The sequence below is a fragment of the Stappia indica genome (assembly GCF_020177335.1).
Lineage (GTDB): Bacteria > Pseudomonadota > Alphaproteobacteria > Rhizobiales > Stappiaceae > Stappia > Stappia indica_B.
This window is the reverse complement of the sequence record NZ_JAIVMG010000001.1, coordinates 727047-745288: the sequence shown is the minus strand read 5'-3', so window position 1 is coordinate 745288 and position 18242 is coordinate 727047. Positions and strand designations below refer to the sequence as shown.

16 protein-coding genes are annotated in these 18242 nt (G+C 66.2%); 6 read left to right on the top strand and 10 right to left on the bottom strand.

Annotated elements, in window-relative coordinates; all coding sequences use genetic code 11:
* Positions 1-24: 24 nt before the first annotated feature.
* Genes LC062_RS03295 through gph form a run of 4 tightly spaced genes read left to right on the top strand, consistent with a single transcriptional unit; the run spans position 25 to position 3998 of the window.
* Complete coding sequence (locus LC062_RS03295; protein ID WP_224909579.1) at positions 25-726, top strand: hypothetical protein; 702 nt, start codon at positions 25-27, stop codon at positions 724-726.
* Positions 710-1453 carry a hypothetical protein gene (locus LC062_RS03290; protein WP_224909578.1) on the top strand — a complete coding sequence of 248 codons (744 nt, stop codon included), beginning with the start codon at positions 710-712 and terminating at the stop codon, positions 1451-1453. The genes LC062_RS03295 and LC062_RS03290 overlap by 17 nt, the downstream gene beginning before the upstream one ends.
* Positions 1450-3294, top strand: coding sequence for a V-type ATP synthase subunit A (locus LC062_RS03285; RefSeq protein WP_224909577.1), 1845 nt, complete (start codon positions 1450-1452; stop codon positions 3292-3294). Before LC062_RS03290 ends, LC062_RS03285 begins: the two co-directional genes overlap by 4 nt.
* On the top strand, positions 3291-3998 hold the full coding sequence (gph, locus tag LC062_RS03280) for a phosphoglycolate phosphatase (RefSeq protein ID WP_224909576.1): 708 nt from the start codon (positions 3291-3293) through the stop codon (positions 3996-3998). The genes LC062_RS03285 and gph overlap by 4 nt, the downstream gene beginning before the upstream one ends.
* Positions 3999-4077: 79 nt before the next feature.
* Here the strand turns inward: gph and LC062_RS03275 are convergent, their stop codons facing one another.
* Entirely contained in the window at positions 4078-5097 is a 1020-nt protein-coding gene (locus tag LC062_RS03275) for a zinc-binding alcohol dehydrogenase family protein (RefSeq protein WP_224909575.1), read from the bottom strand.
* Positions 5098-5397: 300 nt separating this feature from the next.
* A complete protein-coding gene (locus tag LC062_RS03270; protein ID WP_224909574.1) occupies positions 5398-6018 on the bottom strand; it encodes a class I SAM-dependent methyltransferase in 621 nt (206 codons plus the stop codon).
* Positions 6019-6640: 622 nt separating this feature from the next.
* Here LC062_RS03270 and LC062_RS03265 point away from each other — a divergent pair.
* Both LC062_RS03265 and LC062_RS03260 read left to right on the top strand, forming a co-directional pair.
* Positions 6641-7633, top strand: coding sequence for a LysR family transcriptional regulator (locus tag LC062_RS03265; RefSeq protein WP_318246092.1), 993 nt, complete (start codon positions 6641-6643; stop codon positions 7631-7633).
* A gap of 434 nt (positions 7634-8067) precedes the next feature.
* The gene (locus tag LC062_RS03260) at positions 8068-8841 is read left to right on the top strand and encodes an SDR family NAD(P)-dependent oxidoreductase (protein WP_224909572.1); all 774 of its coding nucleotides are present in this window, start codon (positions 8068-8070) and stop codon (positions 8839-8841) included.
* 26 nt (positions 8842-8867) lie between these two features.
* Here LC062_RS03260 and lpdA read toward each other — a convergent pair whose 3' ends face one another.
* The 8 genes from lpdA to LC062_RS03220 all read right to left on the bottom strand — a co-directional run bounded on the left by lpdA (position 8868) and on the right by LC062_RS03220 (position 18204).
* Entirely contained in the window at positions 8868-10265 is a 1398-nt protein-coding gene (gene lpdA / locus LC062_RS03255; protein WP_224909571.1) for a dihydrolipoyl dehydrogenase, read from the bottom strand.
* Positions 10266-10269: 4 nt separating this feature from the next.
* Positions 10270-11610 (bottom strand): dihydrolipoamide acetyltransferase family protein, encoded by a 1341-nt coding sequence (locus tag LC062_RS03250; RefSeq protein WP_224909570.1) that lies wholly within the window; start codon positions 11608-11610, stop codon positions 10270-10272.
* 3 nt (positions 11611-11613) lie between these two features.
* Positions 11614-12627, bottom strand: a complete 1014-nt coding sequence (locus LC062_RS03245) for an alpha-ketoacid dehydrogenase subunit beta (protein WP_224909569.1) — start codon at positions 12625-12627, stop codon at positions 11614-11616.
* Position 12628: 1 nt separating this feature from the next.
* The gene (locus tag LC062_RS03240) at positions 12629-13879 is read right to left on the bottom strand and encodes a 3-methyl-2-oxobutanoate dehydrogenase (2-methylpropanoyl-transferring) subunit alpha (protein ID WP_224909568.1); all 1251 of its coding nucleotides are present in this window, start codon (positions 13877-13879) and stop codon (positions 12629-12631) included.
* 213 nt (positions 13880-14092) lie between these two features.
* Positions 14093-15622 (bottom strand): xylulokinase, encoded by a 1530-nt coding sequence (gene xylB / locus LC062_RS03235; protein ID WP_224909567.1) that lies wholly within the window; start codon positions 15620-15622, stop codon positions 14093-14095.
* 90 nt (positions 15623-15712) lie between these two features.
* A complete protein-coding gene (locus LC062_RS03230; protein ID WP_224909566.1) occupies positions 15713-16519 on the bottom strand; it encodes a MurR/RpiR family transcriptional regulator in 807 nt (268 codons plus the stop codon).
* 103 nt (positions 16520-16622) lie between these two features.
* Positions 16623-17525, bottom strand: a complete 903-nt coding sequence (locus LC062_RS03225; protein WP_224909565.1) for a PHP domain-containing protein — start codon at positions 17523-17525, stop codon at positions 16623-16625.
* 10 nt (positions 17526-17535) lie between these two features.
* Positions 17536-18204: an HAD family hydrolase gene (locus tag LC062_RS03220; protein WP_224909564.1), complete on the bottom strand. Its 669-nt coding sequence runs from the start codon at positions 18202-18204 to the stop codon at positions 17536-17538.
* Positions 18205-18242: the final 38 nt, after the last annotated feature.

Here is an 18242-nt window from a genome sequence, read left to right as displayed (position 1 = left end):
GCCGCAACGAACGGGAACAGGATCATGGCAAAGACGGGCGACAACAACACCGTTCCAAGCGCGGCGGGCGAGGGCGTTCAGGCGCTGATCGACCGGTTGCGCGGCGAGGGGATCGCCGCCGGGCAAGAGCAGGCCGAGGCCCTGCTGGCCTCCGCCCGTGCCAAGGCGGAGGCGATCATCGCCGAGGCGGAGGCCCAGGCGGCACATCTGCGCGACGCGGCGCACCGGGATGCGGAAGCGGAAAAGGCGGCGACGGCGGATGCCCTGAAGATCGCTGCCCGCGATGTGGTGCTCAGCCTGCGCAACGAGATCGCCGCACGCATTGGCGAGGAAACCTCCCGCCTTTTGCGCGAATCCTTCGCCGACGAGGCTTTCCTGCAAAAGCTGATCCTGGCGATGGCCGGACGCGCGCGGCAGGATGCGGACATGGACAACGCCGATCAGGTGGAGATCGAGTTGCCGGAGCGGGTCGTCACCTTCGAGGAATTGCGCCGCTCTCCCGAAGAGGCGCGCGAGGGCACCCTCAGCCATTTCGTCGTGTCGCTGGCCGCCAATGTGCTGCGCGAGGGTGTGACCTTCAGCGCGGGGGCGGGGTTCGAGGGCATTCGCATTCGCATTGTCAACAAGGACCTGACGGTCAACATCACCGAGGAGGCGATTGCGCCGCTGCTGATGAAGCACCTTCAGCCGCGCTTCCATGCGGTGATGGATGGCGTGGTGCGCTGATCTGATGCCCGGCCGCTACGAGTATGTCACCCTTGCCGCCAGTCTTCCCTATCTGGGGCGGCTCTTCACCGAGGCGCATCTGCCGATCTCCCGGTTTCGGCTGGAAGCCCGGCTGGAACAGCTTAGTGCGGAGCATCGGGCATTGCTTGACGAGGTCGTCGCGGCGATTGCCTGGGACCGGGTGGCGCAACTGGACAGCGATGCGCAGATCATCGATCGCTGCCGGCAGGTGATGGGGCGGCTTGGGGCTTATCCGGCCTTGCAGGAGATCCTGCGGGCCCGGCTGGAGACGCGCACCATCGTCGCGGCCTTGCGGCGGCGGCGGGACGGGGCGGGTGATGCGGGCGAGATTGCCGACTGGGGCTATGGCCGCTGGCTTGGCACCATGCGCGCCAACTGGTCCGATCCCGCCTTCGGTCTCGGCCATTTCATGCCCTGGGTCGGCGAGGCGCAGGCAAAGCTGGCGAAGGATGACCGCATCGGTCTGGAGCGGGTGATCCTGTCGGAGGCCTTCCGGCAGATGGACCGGCTGGCCGAGGGCCACGAATTCGATTTCGAGGCGGTGGTGATCTACGTGCTGCGCTGGCGGCTGGTGGAGCGCTGGCGCCAGTATGACGCGGAGCGGGCTACGGCGCGGCTCGGCGGTTTGCTCGACGCGGCCATGGACGCCGCGCCCTCCGACGGTATTGCCGCCGGTGTGTTCACCCATCGGGAGATCGCTTCATGACCCGGGATGCTGCCCTGCCCGAACCGACCGCCGAGGTCATCGCCGTTCAGGATGACCTGGTGTCCATTGCCCCGCTGGGCGATGCGCCGCTGGTCAAGAACGAGGTGATCTACATCATCCCGCACGGCCCGGAGCGGCTGGGCCGCCCCCGCGAATATCTGAAGGCGGAGGTCCTGCGTGTGCGCGGCACATCCGCCGAGGCGCAGGTGTTCGAAAGCACGCAAGGGGTGCGGATCGGCGACAAGGTGATCCAGAGCGGCGAGATGCTCTCGGCGATGCTCGGACCGGGCCTGCTCAGCGGTGTGTTCGACGGCATGCAGACGCCGCTTGCCGAGGTCGCGGCCAGCCATGGCTTCTTCCTGCCGCGCGGCGTGCTGGTGCCCGCCCTCGACACCCGGCGCAAGTGGGCCTTCACCCCGACGGTGGCCTCCGGCGATGTGGTCCGCGCCGGCGACACCTTGGGCACGGTGCCGGAGGGGCGCTTTGCCCACCGGATCATGGTGCCCTTCGGCTTTCGCGGCAGCTTTACCGTGGAGCGGGTGCGGGAAGGGGCCTTCACCATCGAGGAGGTGGTTGCGACCTTGCGCGATGCGCGCGGCGAGCGCCATGACCTGACCTTGATGCAGCGCTGGCCCGTGCGCCGGTCGATCCCCGAGGCACTGACCCGCACTGGTCAGAGCGAGCGGCTTTACCCGTCCGAACCGCTGATCACCACCATTCGCCTGATCGACACCTTCTTTCCCATCGCCCGTGGTGGAACGGGCTGCATTCCCGGGCCGTTCGGCGCCGGCAAGACCGTGCTGCAATCGCTGATCTCGCGGTTTTCCGCCGTCGATATCGTTATCGTGGTTGCCTGCGGCGAGCGCGCCGGCGAGGTGGTGGAGACGATCACCGAGTTTCCCAGCCAGCCGGATCCGTCCGGCGACGGCACGCTGATGGACCGCACCGTTCTGGTCTGCAACACCTCCTCCATGCCGGTGGCGGCGCGCGAGGCCTCGATCTACACGGGCATCACGCTGGGCGAGTACTACCGGCAGATGGGCTACGACGTGTTGCTGATCGCCGATTCCACCTCGCGCTGGGCGCAGGCCATGCGCGAGACCTCCGGGCGACTGGAGGAAATCCCCGGCGAGGAGGCGTTCCCGGCCTATCTGGATTCGGCCATCAAGGGCATCTACGAGCGCGCCGGCGTGTTCCGTACCGCCCATGGCGAGACCGGCAGCCTGACGGTGATGGGCACGGTGTCGCCGGCCGGCGGCAATTTCGAGGAGCCGGTGACCCAGTCGACCCTCGGCACGGTCAAGACCTTTCTCGGCCTGTCCTATGACCGCGCCTACAAGCGGTTCTATCCGGCGGTCGATCCGCTGCTGTCCTGGTCGCGCTACCGCCCGCAACTCGCCGACTGGTACGCCCGCGAAGCCGGGGATGATTGGGGCGAGCGTGTCGATGAGATGGTGGAACTGCTCAGGCGCGGCGACGAGATCGCCCGCATGATGCAGGTGACCGGCGAGGACGGCGTGACCACCGAGGATTTCGTCACCCAGCAGAAGGCGCTGTTCCTGGATATGGTCTATCTGCAGCAGGATGCCTTTGACGATGTGGATGCCTCCGCGCCGTTGCCGCGCCAGAAGGAGACCTTCGATCTGGTCTATCAGGTGGCGGCGCAGGAGTTCGAATTTCCGGACAAAGCCGCCGTGCGGGCGTTCTTCACCCGGCTGACCGGCCAGTTCCGCAATCTCAACTACGCGGCCGATGGCAGCACGGGGCGGGCGGAACAGATCGCCCATATCCGCCAGACGCTTGCCAGCGCGCCGACGGCCTACAGGGACGCTGCACAATGACCGGGACGAACCAACCGATGAGGGCGGAAGCACAACCCCAGGCGATCCTGTTCGATCTCGATGGGACGCTGATCGATTCCGTGCCGGACCTGACCACATCGGTGAACCTGTTGCTGGAGGCGCGCGGCGAGCCGCCGCTGTCCTCCGATGAGGTGCGGGCGATGGTCGGCAACGGCATCGCCAAGCTGGTGGAGCGGGCGTTTGCCGCGCGGGGACATATGCTTGCGGGCGAAAGGTTCGATGGCGAGGTCGCCGCGATGATGGAGATCTACGGTCGCCATCTCGTCGACGAGACGGTGCTGCTGCCCGGCGCGGCGGACATTCTTGCATTTTGTGCGCAACGCGGCATCGCGGCGGCGGTGGTGACCAACAAGCCCGAGGCCCTGTCCCGCAGGATCGTCAGCCATTTCGGTCTGGATGCGTACGTGGCCCTGATCCTTGGCGGCGACAGCGGACCGGTGCGCAAGCCCGCGCCGGACATGCTTCTTCATACGGCCACCGCGCTCGGGTTTCCGGTCTCCGGCTGCGTGATGGTTGGCGACAGCCCTGCCGATATCGACGCGGCGAAGGCGGCTGCCATGGCCTCCATTGCCGTGCGTGGCGGCTACACCACCGTCCCGGCGGAGGATCTTGGCGCCGATCTTTTGATCGACAGTCTTGAGGACCTGCCCCAGGCACTCACCCGCCTGGGCGTCCCGGCCTGAAGAGGGGGTGAGGCGAGCACGGCCCAAGTGATGCGCTCCGGCGCCGGTGGATGACCTGCCGGCGCCGGAGTTTGTCGGATCAGGCTGCGTCGAAACCGCTGATCACGATCTTGCCCCTGGCGGTTCCGGTTTCGATGCGCCGGTGCGCCTCGCGCAAGGTCGCCGCGTTGATCGGCGATAGCTCCGTGTCGAGGGTGGTGCGAAGAAAGCCGCGGTCGATCTGGTCGGCGATGAAGCACAGCAGCCGGTGCTGCTCGATCATGTCCGGCGTCCGGAACATGGCGCGGGTGAACATCAGTTCCCAGTGCAGACTGGCTGCCTTGGTCTTCATCAGCTCCATGGGCATCGGCAGATCGGTGTCGTCGATGGAGACGATGCCACCCTGCGGCCGGATCAGTTCGACGGCCTCCGCCCAGTGACGCATGTCGTTGAAGATGGCGATGTGATCCACGTGCTCCATGCCAAGCGCCCGCACCTGCTCGACCATCGGTTCGCGGTGATTGATCACGTGATCCGCGCCAAGCTCCTTCACCCAGGCGATGGTTTCAGGGCGCGAGGCGGTGGCAAGCACGGTGAGCCCGGCGCGCTTGGCGAGCTGGATGCCGATCGAGCCGACCCCGCCGGCGCCGCCGATGATCAGGAGTGTCTGGCCGGCATCGGCGCCATCCCGGTCAATGCCGAGCCGGTGAAAGAACGCCTCATAGGCGGTGATCGAGGTTAGCGGCAGGGCGGCCGCCTCCGCGTGACTGAGGCTCTTCGGCTTGCGCCCGACGATCCGCTCATCCACCAGCTGGAATTGCTGGTTGCTGCCGGGGCGGGTGATGTCGCCGGCGTAGAACACCGCATCGCCCGGCTGGAACAGGGTCACATCCGGACCGACCGCCTCGACGACGCCGCTGGCGTCCCAACCCAGAACGCGCGGGGCCTCCTCGACCGCATCCTTGGGGGCGCGTATCTTCGTGTCGACCGGATTGACCGCGACCGCCTTGACCGCGACGAGAAGGTCGCGGCCTTGCGGCTGCGGACGGGGCAGGTCGACATCCAGGAGCGCTTCCGGATCATCGATCGGCAGATAGCGGGTGAGGGCAATGGCTTTCATGGCAGGCTCCATGCGAGAGGGAAGGCGCACGCCGGACCGCCAGCAAGATGTCTTGTCGGTCCAGGGCGTACGCCATCTGTGTGACCGGAGCCTAGCCTCGTTGGTGAGGCACGGAGAATTACCGGAATCACGGAAACAGTATTCGGAATAGCCGAATGCTGGAGCCGCAAGGCGTGGCACCGCCCTGCGTCTGCACGGCAAGCTGTGCGGGCAGGCCGTGGAGCGGGGTACGGGCGATGACGAGACTGGTTCTGAGGCCTCCTTGGAAGCCGTCCGGTCTCCTCCGGGCCGGACGCTGGATCAATGATCTTTGCGGAAGAGACTGAACTGGAAAGACTGCGGCTTTCCCCATGGGGTCTGGTGCAGGTGGTGCCGCTGCGCGACAAGCGCGAAGCGCTCCCCAAGAACCTCGGCAAGGCCTTCCGGGCTGTACCGGGCAACCGGGAGGCCGCTGCAGGTCTCGGGCCCGTCCGGCGCGAAGGTCGCGATCATCGCATGGCCACCAACGACCAATCCTTTTGTGAGGTTGTTCAGATAGGCCGCGCGGTCTTCGGCATCGACCAGGAAATGGAACACGGCCCTGTCGTGCCAGAAATCATACTGGCGGTCGGGGCTCCAGGTTGTGATGTCGGCGGCAACCCAGGTCACGGCGTCGCCGGCTTGTCCCAGCCGCTGCCGCGCCGCATCGAGAGCGACTTGGGAAAGGTCGAGGACCGTGACGTCCCGGAGCCCCAGATCCAGCAGCGTTCCAGCAAATCGGGATGTGCCGCCGCCGATGTCGATGGCGGAGGAGGTGGCGGAAATGCCCGCCAGTTTGGCCAGTTCCAGCGAGAGCTGCGCCTCCTCCTGGTGCCAGCTCAGTTGCATCTCGGACTTCTGGTCATAAACCGTGTCCCAGTGCGCTTTTCTCTTGTCGGTCATGGTGTCTCCGTCATCGCTTGTGCCGCACAGGCGACGCTCAAGCGGATAGCACCTCGACCGGGGCGACTCCAGAGCTTTGCAATGCACGGATGTCATTGCGGCGCGCGAGGATCACGACACGCCGGAAGGAACCGGGATGCTGCAGGAAGGTACGATCAGGCCGACCTGTCCGGCGCGATCTGACGTGCGGGATAAGGGGCGATCTGGGCGCGCGGCCTCTGGCGGAACGGTGGCCATCTCGAGAATTGCACGCAAAAAGAGTATTAAAAGAGAAAACAACCAACAATATCGATATGATTATTTATCTGATCAAATTTTGAGTCGTGGTCCTCCCAGAGGGAGGGCAACCTATTGAAATAAAAGAGACTCAAAAATTCAATAGCGAGTTCGGTTGCGCCTGCGCGTTTTGGTTGTATCATGCATGCGCACTACCGAAATTGAGGTTCCAGCTTTTCGAGAGAGGAATATGTTTACCGGTCGAATAGGTCTGGCAGCGACTGGCGGGGTGGGGTCGATCTCGTCGGTTTGTCGTTCCGGTCAAAGCCCTGAGGTGTGGCAGGCGCGCGCGGTCGCCTGCTTGCGTTGACGAATACGTCTCTCGACCCGCTCCCCAAAACCGAACATGAGAAGGCATTCGATGAATCTCAGGAGGTTACGGTTTTTCGTCACCGTCGCGGAAGAGTTGCATTTCGGACGCGCTGCCGAGCGGTTGTGCATGACACAGCCCCCTTTGAGCCAGGCCATTCTTGCCTTGGAACAGGAACTGTCGGTCACCTTGTTCGAGCGGACGAAGCGCCATGTGGCGCTAACGCCCGTCGGCAAACAATTGCTGCCTCATGTCACCAGGCTGCTGGAGGAGGTGGAGGAGTTGCCCGGCCTTGCCCGCGAGCTGGCGCGCGGAGAGGTCGGGGCGCTGAATCTGGGGTTCGTGACCACTGCGGATTACAGCTTGCTGCCCACGCTGATTGGCCGCTATCGGCAGAGCTATCCCAAGGTGAAGATTTCCTTGCGGGAGATGAACAGCGACCTTCAGGTCGAGGCTCTGTTGCAGGGGGAGATCGATGCCGGATTGATGACCCCGCTGCATACGACCTTGCACGCCTCGTTGTCCTATCTGCCGCTGCACCACGAACCGCTGGTGGCGGCGGTGCCGGAAGCATGGGTCGCGAGCGGACGTCTCACGCCGGTCGAGGGACGGCTGCCACTGGCTGAGGTGGCGCGCGAGCCCCTGGTGCTCTTTCCCCGGCGCAGCGCTCCAGTCTTTCACGATATCATCACCAACTATTTCGAGGTCAACGGCACCCGGCCGGTCATCGGCCAGGAGGCGATCCAGATGCAGACGATCATCAGTCTGGTCTCCGCCGGGATCGGGGTGGCACTGGTGCCTGGCTCGCTGTGTCAGCTTGCCCGGCCCGGTGTGCGCTACCTGTCGCTTGCCGAGAAGCCCCCAACCATCGAGACCGGCCTCGCCTGGCGCCGGGACGATCCGTCGCCGACGGTGAACCGCCTCGTTGAGGCCGCCGAGGCGCAAGGGGACGTGGAAGATATGCCCACGCTGACCCCGGTCCTGATGGCCGCAACGAGAGAGCGGCACCGTCAGAACGGGGCGATCTAGAGGTCACCCAAACGGCGGCGGCCCTCGCATATTCCCCGGTTCAATGGGGCGGGAAACTCGCGTCCCGCCCCTTTCCGGGCCGCCCCTCCGGCAGCGCTCTGATCTGGCCCAAGACCCACCCTGTCGCAGGACATAAAAGGGGTGTCAGCTTCGCGTTGTCTGCGCGGCGATGGCAAAGCCACCAATAAAAACAAATGCGCAACAGGTGTTAAGACGCTACCATCTGGGTAGAACCCGAAGAAAAGGGGCGTCAGAGGGGAAGACGATTTCCCGAATAAAGCGATGTTTGGACGTGGGAGGAGCTGGCGGGCTTCCCTCACACTGAAATTTGTTTTTCCATATCCAGAGATTTTCGTGTGCCTTTGCGGCAGGTCGCCCATGAGGGCGGACGATAGTGAGCATACGGCTCGAGAGGGGCGACGGAGGACAGGCGGATGGGGCGGGATCTGACGGGACGCTGTTACGTGGTCACCGGCGGGGCCTCGGGGATCGGCCTTGCCACCGCGCGCCGGCTGTTGGCGGATGGGGCGCGGGTCGCACTCCTCGATCTCGATGAAGACCGGCTCGCCGAGGCGCAACGGTTGTTGTTGCAGGAGGCGCCTGACCCGGCAGATGAAAGGGTCGCCACGGAGCTGGTGGATATTTGCGACGAGGACAGCGTGTTTGCCGCCTTTGCGGCTGTGCGGGGGCACTTCATGGCGTCGCTCTCCGGCCTCGTCAACTGCGCCGGGATTGCGCGCAATGTGCCATTTGTCGACACTTCGGCGGCGATGATGCGTCAGGTGCTCGATGTCAATGTGGTCGGCACATTCCTGTGTGCGCGGGCCTTTGTCGACAGCGGTCCTGAGGAGGGGGCGGCGATCGTCAACATCACCTCGGTCTCCGGCATGACCGGCAACACCGGCCGTTCCGCCTATGGCGCGTCCAAGGGCGCGGTGATCGCCTTGACCCGGGTGATGGCGACCGAACTTGCCGAACTCGGCATTCGCGTCAACGCGGTGGCGCCCGGGCCGGTGCGCACGCCCATGGTCACCGCGCTCCATGCGGAAGGAGGCGCGGATCAATGGACCGCGCGTATTCCGCTGCGCCGCTATGGCGAGCCGGAAGAGCTGGCCGAGGCAATTGGCTTTCTGGTGTCCCCATCCGCCAGTTTCGTTACCGGAGAGGTGATGGTCGTGGATGGCGGATTCCTGTCAGCGGGCGTCTAGGGCATATCCGCAGCACTGCCCCCGTGTCAGATATGCAGCGCCTTGCCGAGGGCGGCGAGGCAGGCTTCCTGCACGGCTTCGCTCTGGGTCGGATGGGCGTGGATCACCGCGCCGATGTCATCGAGCCGGGCGCCCATCTCGATGGCGGTGGAAAACGCGGCGGAAAGTTCCGAGACGCCGGCGCCGACTGCCTGCAACCCGAGGAGGATGTTGTTGTCCTCGCGGGCGACGGCGCGCACGAAACCGCTCTCTGCCTGCATCGTCATCGCCCGGCCATTGGCGGCGAAGGGGAACTGGCCGGTGCGGATGGCGATCCCTTGCGCCTTTGCCTCCTCCGGAGACAGCCCGCAGGTGACGATCTCCGGATCGGTGAAACAGACGGCGGGAATACAGCGCGCGTCCCACTGGCGACGATGGCCGGCGACGATCTCAGCCACCATTTCCCCTTGCGCCATCGCCCGATGCGCCAGCATCGGCTCGCCGGTGACGTCGCCAATGGCGAAGACGCCGCGCATGGAGGTGCGGCAGGTCGCGTCGATGCGGATGAACCCGCCGTCCATGGTGAGACCGAGATCGGGAATGCCGGCGCCGTCCGACCGGGGCCGCCGGCCAACGGTGACGAGGATCCGGTCCGCCGGCAGGTCGAGGGGCTCCGCGCCGTCTTCACCGCGCCCGACCTGAAGGCCATCATCCGACAGGCCGAGCGCGCGGGTGTCGATCATCACTGTGACCCCCAGCGCCTTGAGGGACGCGAGCACAGGCTTCGTCAACGCGGCGTCGTACTGCGGCAGGATGCGGTTTGTGGCCTCGACCACGGTGACCTGTGACCCAAGCTTGGCAAAGGCCGTGCCGATCTCAAGCCCGATGTAGCCGCCACCGACCACGACCAGCCGTTCCGGCACCGCATCGAGGGCAAGCGCTTCAGTGGAACCGATCACCTTGCCGTCAAAGGGCAGGAACGGCAGCTCCACCGGCGCGGAACCGGTGGCGATCACCACCGCCTCGGCATGAACCTCGCGCACGCCTTCCGGCCCGCGTACCCGCACGGTCTTGCCATCGACGAATTCCGCTCGCCCGGCGAGAATGCGGGTTCCGGCTTTTTTCAAGAGCCCGGCAACGCCCCGGGTCAGGCGTTCGACGATGCCGTCCTTCCAGGAGAGGGTGGCGGCAAGATCGATGGCAGGGGCCTTGGCGGAGATGCCAAGGGGGGAGGTGCCGCCGGCAAAACCGCGCAGCTTGTGAAACTCCTCCGCCGCGTGGATCAACGCCTTGGAGGGAATGCAACCGACGGTCAGGCAGGTTCCGCCGGGGGTGTCTTCCTCCACGAGGATCGTGTCGATGCCGAGCTGGCCGGCACGGATGCCGCAGACATAGCCGCCGGGGCCGCCGCCGATGATCAGAAGCTTGCAGGTCTCTACGCGCATCGGCTCAGTCCTCGATGAACAACAGGGCAGGGGTCTCCAGCAGCTTCTTCAGTGCCTGCACGAACACCGCCGCGTCCCAGCCGTCGATCACCCGGTGATCGAAGGCGCAGGAGATGTTCATCATCTTGCGCGGCTGGAAGGCCTGGCCGTCCCAGATCGGCCGGACCGCCATCTTGTTGATGCCGACGATGGCCACCTCCGGGTGGTTGATGATCGGTGTGGTGGCGATGGCCCCGAGCGGGCCGAGCGAGGTGATGGTGATGGTCGAGCCGGACAGCTCCTCGCGGGTCGCCGCGCCGCTGCGCGCCGCCTCCGCAAGCCGGGTCAGCTCTTCGGCACTGTCCCAGAGCCCGTGGGTTTCCACATGCCCGGCGACCGGCACGGTCAAGCCGGCGCCGGTCTGGGTGGCGATGCCGATATGCACCCCGTCGAACTGGCGGATCACGCCGGCCTCGTCGTCATAATGGGCGTTCATCTCCGGCTGCTCGCGCAGGGCGGTGACGATGGCCCGCATGACGAAGGGCAGCAGCGTCAGCTTGCCGCGCGCGGCGCCATGCCGGGCGTTGAGGCTCGCCCGCAGGTCTTCCAACGCGGAGACATCCACCTCCTCGACAATGGTGATATGCGGGATGCGCGCCTTGGCCAGAGCCATCTTCTCGGCGATCTTGCGGCGCATGCCGACCACCTTGATCTCGCGCACGCCCGTCGCCGGTGGGCGGGCAATACGCCGTGGCGCGGTGCCCGCGGAGCCAGAGGACGGCTCCGCCCAGGCATCGAGATCCTCATGCAGGATGCGCCCTTCCGGGCCGCTGCCGGTGAGAAGGCGCAAGTCGATGCCACTTTCCTGCGCACGCCGACGCACCGAAGGTGCGGCCAGCGGTTTTTCGCCAATGGCCAGCGGCCGGCTGCGGGGCCCGGCGGCAGGAACGCCGGTTCTGGCCTTGCCATTGCCGGTGGCATTCGTGGCCGCAGGCAGAGGAGTTTCGGCGGGTTTCGCCGGCGCAGAGGCGGTTGGCTCCGGTTCCGGTTCCGCTGCGGGGGGCGGTGGCGGCGTTTCGGCTTTCACCGCCGGCGCAGCGGCCGCCTTGTCGGTGTTGCCCGGCCCCTCGACCTCGATCTGAATGAACTTGCCGCCGATGGGAATGAAATCGCCGGGCTCGCCGCACAGCCAGGCCACGGTGCCGGATACGGTCGAGGGCACCTCCACCGCCGCCTTGTCTGTCATCACGATGCCGAGAACGTCGTCCTCTTCCACATGATCGCCGATGGCCACGTTCCATTCGGTCAGTTCCGCTTCAGCGATGCCCTCGCCGACGTCGGGCAGGGTGATCGTGTAAATGCCCATGCCTCAGCCCTCCAGAACCGCTTTGAACGCCCGGCGGATCCGGTCCGGGCCGGGGAAGTAGGCCCATTCCTGCGCATGCGGATAGGGGGTGTCCCAGCCGGTCACCCGCACCACCGGCGCCTCCAGGTGATAGAAGCAGGTCTCCTGCACCAGGGCGCTCAGCTCCGCGCCGAAACCGGAGGTGCGGGTCGCCTCATGCACGACAACGCAGCGGCCGGTCTTCTTCACCGAGGCGGTGATGGTCTCAAGGTCGTAGGGGATGAGGGTGCGCAGATCGATCACCTCCGCATCGACGCCTGCGTCCTCCGCCGCCGCCTCGGCCACATGCACCATGGTGCCATAGGCCAGCACGGTGAGAGCCGAGCCCGGACGGCGGATTGCCGCCTTGCCAAGCGGAACGGTGTAGGGGCCGTCCTCCACCTCGCCCAGCGGATGGGCCTTCCACGGCACCACCGGCCGGTCGTGATGACCGTCGAACGGGCCGTTGTAGAGCCGTTTAGGCTCCAGGAAGATTACCGGATCCGGATCCTCGATGGCGGCAAGCAGCAGGCCCTTGGCGTCCTGCGGGTTCGACGGCACCACCACCTTCAGTCCGGAAACATGGGTGAACAGCGCTTCCGGGCTCTGGCTGTGAGTCTGGCCGCCGAAGATGCCGCCGCCGGTCGGCATGCGGATCACCATCTGGCAGGTGAACTGGCCGGCGGAGCGGTGGCGCATGCGCGCCGCCTCGCTGACGATCTGGTCATAGGCGGGGTACATGTAGTCGGCGAACTGGATCTCCACCACCGGCTTCAGCCCGTAGGCGGCCATGCCGATGCCCGCTCCGACGATGCCGCTTTCGTTGATTGGCGCATCGAAACAGCGGCTGCTGCCGTATTTCTTCTGCAAGCCGGCGGTGCAGCGGAAAACGCCGCCGAAGTAGCCGACATCCTCGCCGAAGACGACGACCCGCTCGTCCCGCTCCATGGCAAGGTCATGGGCGCTGCGGATCGCCTCGATCATGGTCATGCGTGCCATGTCAGTACCCCGCTTCCTGGCGTTGCCTGACGAGGTGGGCCGGCATCTCGGCATAGACATCGTCGAACATGGCGCGCGGGGAGGGATGCGGGCCGGTGATCAGCGTGCCGTTGGCCTCCGCCGCCTTCTGCGCGCTGCGCACCGCGTCGGTGATTTCCGCCAGCGCCTGGCTGTGCCGCTCCTCGGACCATTCGCCGATGGTGACGAGATGCCTCTTCAGCCGGTCGATCGGATCGCCGAGCGGCCAGGCATCGCATTCTTCCTTGGAGCGGTAGGCGGAGGGATCGTCCGAGGTGGAATGGGCGCCGGCCCGGTAGGTGACATGCTCGATCAAAGTGGGGCCGAGGCCGGCGCGGGCCCGCTCCGCCGCCCAACGCGCCACCGCATGCACCGCCAGATAGTCGTTGCCATCGACCCGGATTGCCGGAATGCCGAACCCGTGCCCCCGGGCGGCGAAGGTGACCGCGCCGCCGCGGGCCATGCCCTGGAAGGTGGAGATCGCCCACTGGTTGTTGACGATGTTGAGAATGACCGGCGCCTGGTAACTGGAGGCGAAGACCATGGCCGCGTGGAAGTCGTTCTCCGAAGTGGAGCCATCGCCGATCCAGGCGGCGGCGATGCGGGTGTCGCGGGCAATCGCCGAGGCCATGGCCCAGCCGACCGCCTGGATGAACTGGGTGCCGAGATTGCCCGAGACGGTGAAGAACCCGTGATCGCGCGCCGAATACATCACCGGCAACTGGCGCCCCTTCAGCGGATCCGCGCCATTGGAGAAGATCTGGTTCATCATCTCGGTGAGTGGATAGCCGCCGGCGATCAGCAGACCCGCCTGACGATAGGTCGGAAAGTTCATGTCGCCGTCTTCCAGCGCCATGCGGAAGGCGCAGGCAACCGCTTCCTCGCCGAGGTTCTGCACGTAGAAACTGGTCTTTCCCTGGCGCTGGGCCTTCAACATCCGTTCGTCGAACTGGCGCAGCGTCAGCATGTGTCTGAGACCGGCGCGCAGGTCGTCGGCGGTCAGCCGTCCGGCCCAGGGCCCGACCGCCTCGCCGGCCTTGTTGAGCACCCGCACCACGGAAAAGGCCATGTCGCGCATGTCCTCCGGTGCCTCGTCGATGCCCGGTCGCCGGACCGCACCGGCGCGGGGGATTTCGAACTCGGAGAAGTCCGGTGCATCGCCCGGCCGCACGCCCGGTTCGGGAACGTGAAGCTGGAGCGGTTTGTGTCGCGGGCCTGAAACGGTCTCGTTCATGACGGTCTCCTGTGCCGGAGGATGCAAAGGACGCGAAAGATGTCAGTGCCGGGAGGCGTGGCCCGGATGAGGTAGCGTTGCCGCGATTTTACTCTCTCAGCGGCCGAAATATCCTGCCAGAAGCCCTTATTCTTGGGCAGAATGCGAAATAATCTACTTCGTATCTCCGAAGGGAAGAAGGATCTCTTCTTCGAGGGAGCGGGGCGCGGTCCCTCAGGTTGCACGGGTCTCGGTTGCCGAAAGGGCGGAAAGCATTGAAAAACTCTCCGTCAGAGCGGGATAAAGAGCGGCATAGGCGGAGTAGAGCTCCCGGTAGCGCGCACCGTCGTGCCGGTCGGGGTGTTGCACGGTGAGGGGGCGGCAGAGGCGGGCGGCCTCGCCGGAATCCCTCCAAACGCCGCAGCCGACACCGGCCAGCAGCGCGGCGCCGAAGGCCGCGCCCTCCGCCGCGCCCTCGGTGGTGACCACGTCGCAATCGAACAGATCCGCCTGGATCTGCCGCCACAGCGGCGCGCTGGCCCCGCCGCCGGAGGCCTTGATCAGGCTCCCCTCCACTCCGAGGCGGCGCATCAGCGCGAAGATGTCGTAGAGCGCGAAAACAACCCCCTCCATGGTGGCGCGCACCATGTCGCCGGCGCCATGCCGGGCGGTGAGGCCGATGAAGCCGCCGCGTGCGGCCGGGTCCGGATGGGGGCAGCGCTCACCGTTGAGATAGGGCAGGAACAGCAGGCCGCCGGCGCCGGGGACGCTCTTTTCCGCCGCCGCGACCAGACTGTCGAACGTGGGCGGGGAGCCGGTCCCTTCGGACAACACGTCCCGGAGCCAGGCCATTGCGCCGCCGGCATTGAGCGAAACCCCCATGCAATGCCAGCTCTCCGGCGCCACGTTGCAGAAGATCTGCAACCGTCCATCGTCATTGTCGCGCGGGGCATCGAGCACGGCGGCGAGAATGCCGGCGGTGCCGATGGTGGTTTGCAATTCGCCCGGCGCGGTGATGCCGGAGCCGAGGGTCTGGACCACCGCATCGCCGCCGCCGCCGATCACGGGCGTACCCTCGCTAAGGCCGAACAGCGCGGCGCCGCTCCGGCTTACCCGGCCCGTGACCTCGGAGGATTCGAAACACGGCGGCAGCAGCGCTGCATCGAAGGGCATCCGCGCGAGCAGCTCATCGGACCATTGCCGTCGGTGCGTGTCGAAAAGCCCGGTACCGGAGGCGTCCGACACTTCGGTCGCCACCTCGCCGGTCAGTACCAGCCGGAGATAGTCCTTCGGGTTGAGGGCGTGCCGCATCCGCTCGAACAGATGCGGTTCGTGCCGTTGCAGCCACAGGATCTTGCCGCCGGTGTAGCCGGCCAGCATCCGGTTGTTGGTCATCTGCCGCAGCGCCGCCGAGCCGCCGGCAAGCCGGGTCAGTTCCTCGGCCTCATGGGCGTTGCGCTGATCGTTCCACAGGATCGCCGGGCGCAGCACCTTGTGATCCCGGTCGACCGGCGTCAGCCCGTGCATCTGGCCGGTGAGGCCGATGCCGGCGATCTCATTGGGGCGTACCACGGCCAGAACGCCGGCAAGCGCGGAGCGGACGGCCTCGATCCACAGGGTGGGGTCCTGTTCGCTCCAGCCGGGGCGGGGCTGGGCCAGCCCATAGGCGGCGGTGCCGCGCGCCAGAATCTGCCCTTCCGCCGACAGGGTCAGGATCTTGCAGGCGGAGGTGCCGATGTCGATCCCGAGAAACGCTTCGCCCATGCCGCATCCTCCCCCATAGAAAAGCCCAAGAGCCGCAACAGGTAACGGCGTCCTGTCGAAGGATGCAAGGCAAGGCGCGTGAAGGCTGTGTCAGGCGTCGTCGGGGGAAGGGGCCGTCAGTCGCTTGATCTCTTGCGCCAGCAATTCGCAGATGAAGATCTTGGCGATGGCGGGGCTGGTCTCGCCCCGTTCAGGCAGCGGCGAAAGCGGGGTGGCCAGCAGGATCGTGTCGCACAGGGCACCGAGCTGCGGCATGCGCCGGCCGGAAACGGCGATGGTGTGGGCGCCCGACTTTCGCGCAAGCCGCAGAAGTCCTTCGTTGTGACGGGTCAGCCCGGTTTCGGAAATCACCATGAAGACCGAGCGCCCGCCGGGCTTGTTGGCGACCTCGGCGGCGGCGACCCCGTCCTGAAAGGCGCGGGCGACAAGCCCCAGCCGGGAAAAGCGATAGGCGAACAGCTCGGCGACGATGCCGGACACACCGGAGCCGAACAGGTTGATGCAGCGGGCCGCGATCAACATCCGTGCGACCTGGGTGATCTCGTCATTGGACAGGGCGGCGGAGGTGGCCAGAACGGCGGCATTGACCCGAGCCACCGCCTCCGGCACCGCGTGCGGCTGGGCGCGCTGCTGATAGGCGATGTCGGAGGCCAGGGCGATCTTGAAGTCGCGGAAGCCCTTGTAGCCGAGAAACCGGCAGAAGCGGACGATGCTGGCTTCACCGCTGCCGCACAGTTCCGCCAGCTCCGCCATCGAGGCGCGGGCGGAGCGTTCGGGCTCGCGGGTGATGTAGCTGGCAATGCGCGACAGCGCCTTGGGACAGGTGTCGATGGTGGCTTCGATGCGGGCGATGGTGCCTTGTCCGAAGCCATTTTTTCCGTTCCACTCCGCCGCCATCTCCGTCTCCTCCTCCGCGATGCCGTGTGTGGCGTTGCTGCCTTGCGCCCGTGGGCGCAAGGCGTCGGTCCTCAGGGGGACGGTATGCCGATGGCCGTGTCGGTCAGAACCAGTGCGGGTTCGTCCAGGCGCGCTTGCCTGCCGCATCGGTGACGATCAGGCGCATCCAGGGGCTGCCCTTCAGGCCGTCGAGCGGCAGGACCACCCGGCTGAGGCACTGGCCGAACTGGAAGCTGTACTGGTAGCCCTGACCGATGGCGACGATGCCGGAGGCCGGGCTGCATTCCACCACGATGCCCTCGTCGGTGAGCGCGACCATGTTGATCTGCGGCCCTTGCGTGGAATAGTAGCTGCCGCCCTTCAGCGCTTCGAGGATCGCCTCGGGAGAGCGGTCGGCGGCGCGCAGGTGGATCCAGCCGCCACCGAAGTCCGGCGATTTGAAATGGGCGTCGTCGCAGGCGTAGGTGAGCATCCGGTGGCCCTTGTCGGCCAGCCCGTCGAGCATGTAGGCGCCGTCGCCCTTGTCATGCATCAGGTGGCAGCCGTGATTGTAGATCTCGACCGCATGGCAATGCTCGACCAGCGTTTCCGCGTCATCGAGGGACAGCTCGTACCAGGCCGGATGCGCCATGCCGACGAAGGCACCGGCCTCATAGGCGCGGCGGGCAAGAGCGGGGCCATCCTCGTCGGACCGGGTCGGCGCGAAATCGCGCGGCAGACCAACGGCGACCAGGTGCCACAGATCGCTCATTTCCGTGCGCGGCGCGTGCAGTTCCGCGCCGTGAAGCGGGGTGAAGCTGCTATCGGCGAAGGTCGAGATATCCGTCAGCGGAAAGTCGAACTGCGCCAGGAAATGGTCGGTCATGCACAGGAAGTCATAGCCGCCGGCCTTGTAGCGGCGCACCACTTCCTCCGGCGGCAGGGCGCCGTCGGACCGGGTGGAATGGGTATGAATGTTGCCCTTGAGAAGCGGGCCGGTGCGGTCGAAGGGAGGAAGCGGGGTCATCTCGTCAGTCTCATCGGTTGGGGGCGGACGAATGCAGGTAGTCCTGCAGCTCGGCCATGGAATGAAGGCAGATTTCGGCGCCGGCGGCCAGCAGTTGCGCGGGCGTGCCGTCAGTGATGTGGCTGCCGCCGCAAAAACCGATGGCCCGGGCGCCCGCCGCCCGCGCACCGGCGATGCCGGACACGCTGTCGTCAATGGTGATGCAGCGTGAGGGATCGACGCCAAAGGCTGCTGCGGCGTGCCGGAACAGGTCGGGCGCCGGCTTGGGCGCGGCCACGTCCTCGGCGCTGAACACGTTGCGTCCGAAGTAGCGCAGCAGATCGGTGGTCTTCAGCGTCAGCGCAAGCCGCGAATGGGTGCTGTTGGAGGTGACGCAGACCGGCGCGGAACAAGTCTCCAGCACCTGGCGGATGCCGGCGATCTCGCGCAGCTCCTCGGTGAAACGGCGCATGAGGGCCGCTTCGTGCCGGGCGGCATAGTCCTCCGGCAGCGTCACGTCGTACCGTTCGGCGACCAGCCTGGCCGCATCGCCAATGGTCTTGCCGGTGAAGATGCGGATGGCGTCCTGGACGCTGAGGGCGATGCCGTGTTCGGCAAGGATCTCGCTGGTGGTCGCGGCGGAGAGCACTTCGCTGTCGACCAGCACTCCATCGCAATCGAAAAAGAAAAGCTCTCTCAAATCTTGCTCGTTTCTCTGAAGAAGGGCGCCGCCGGAGG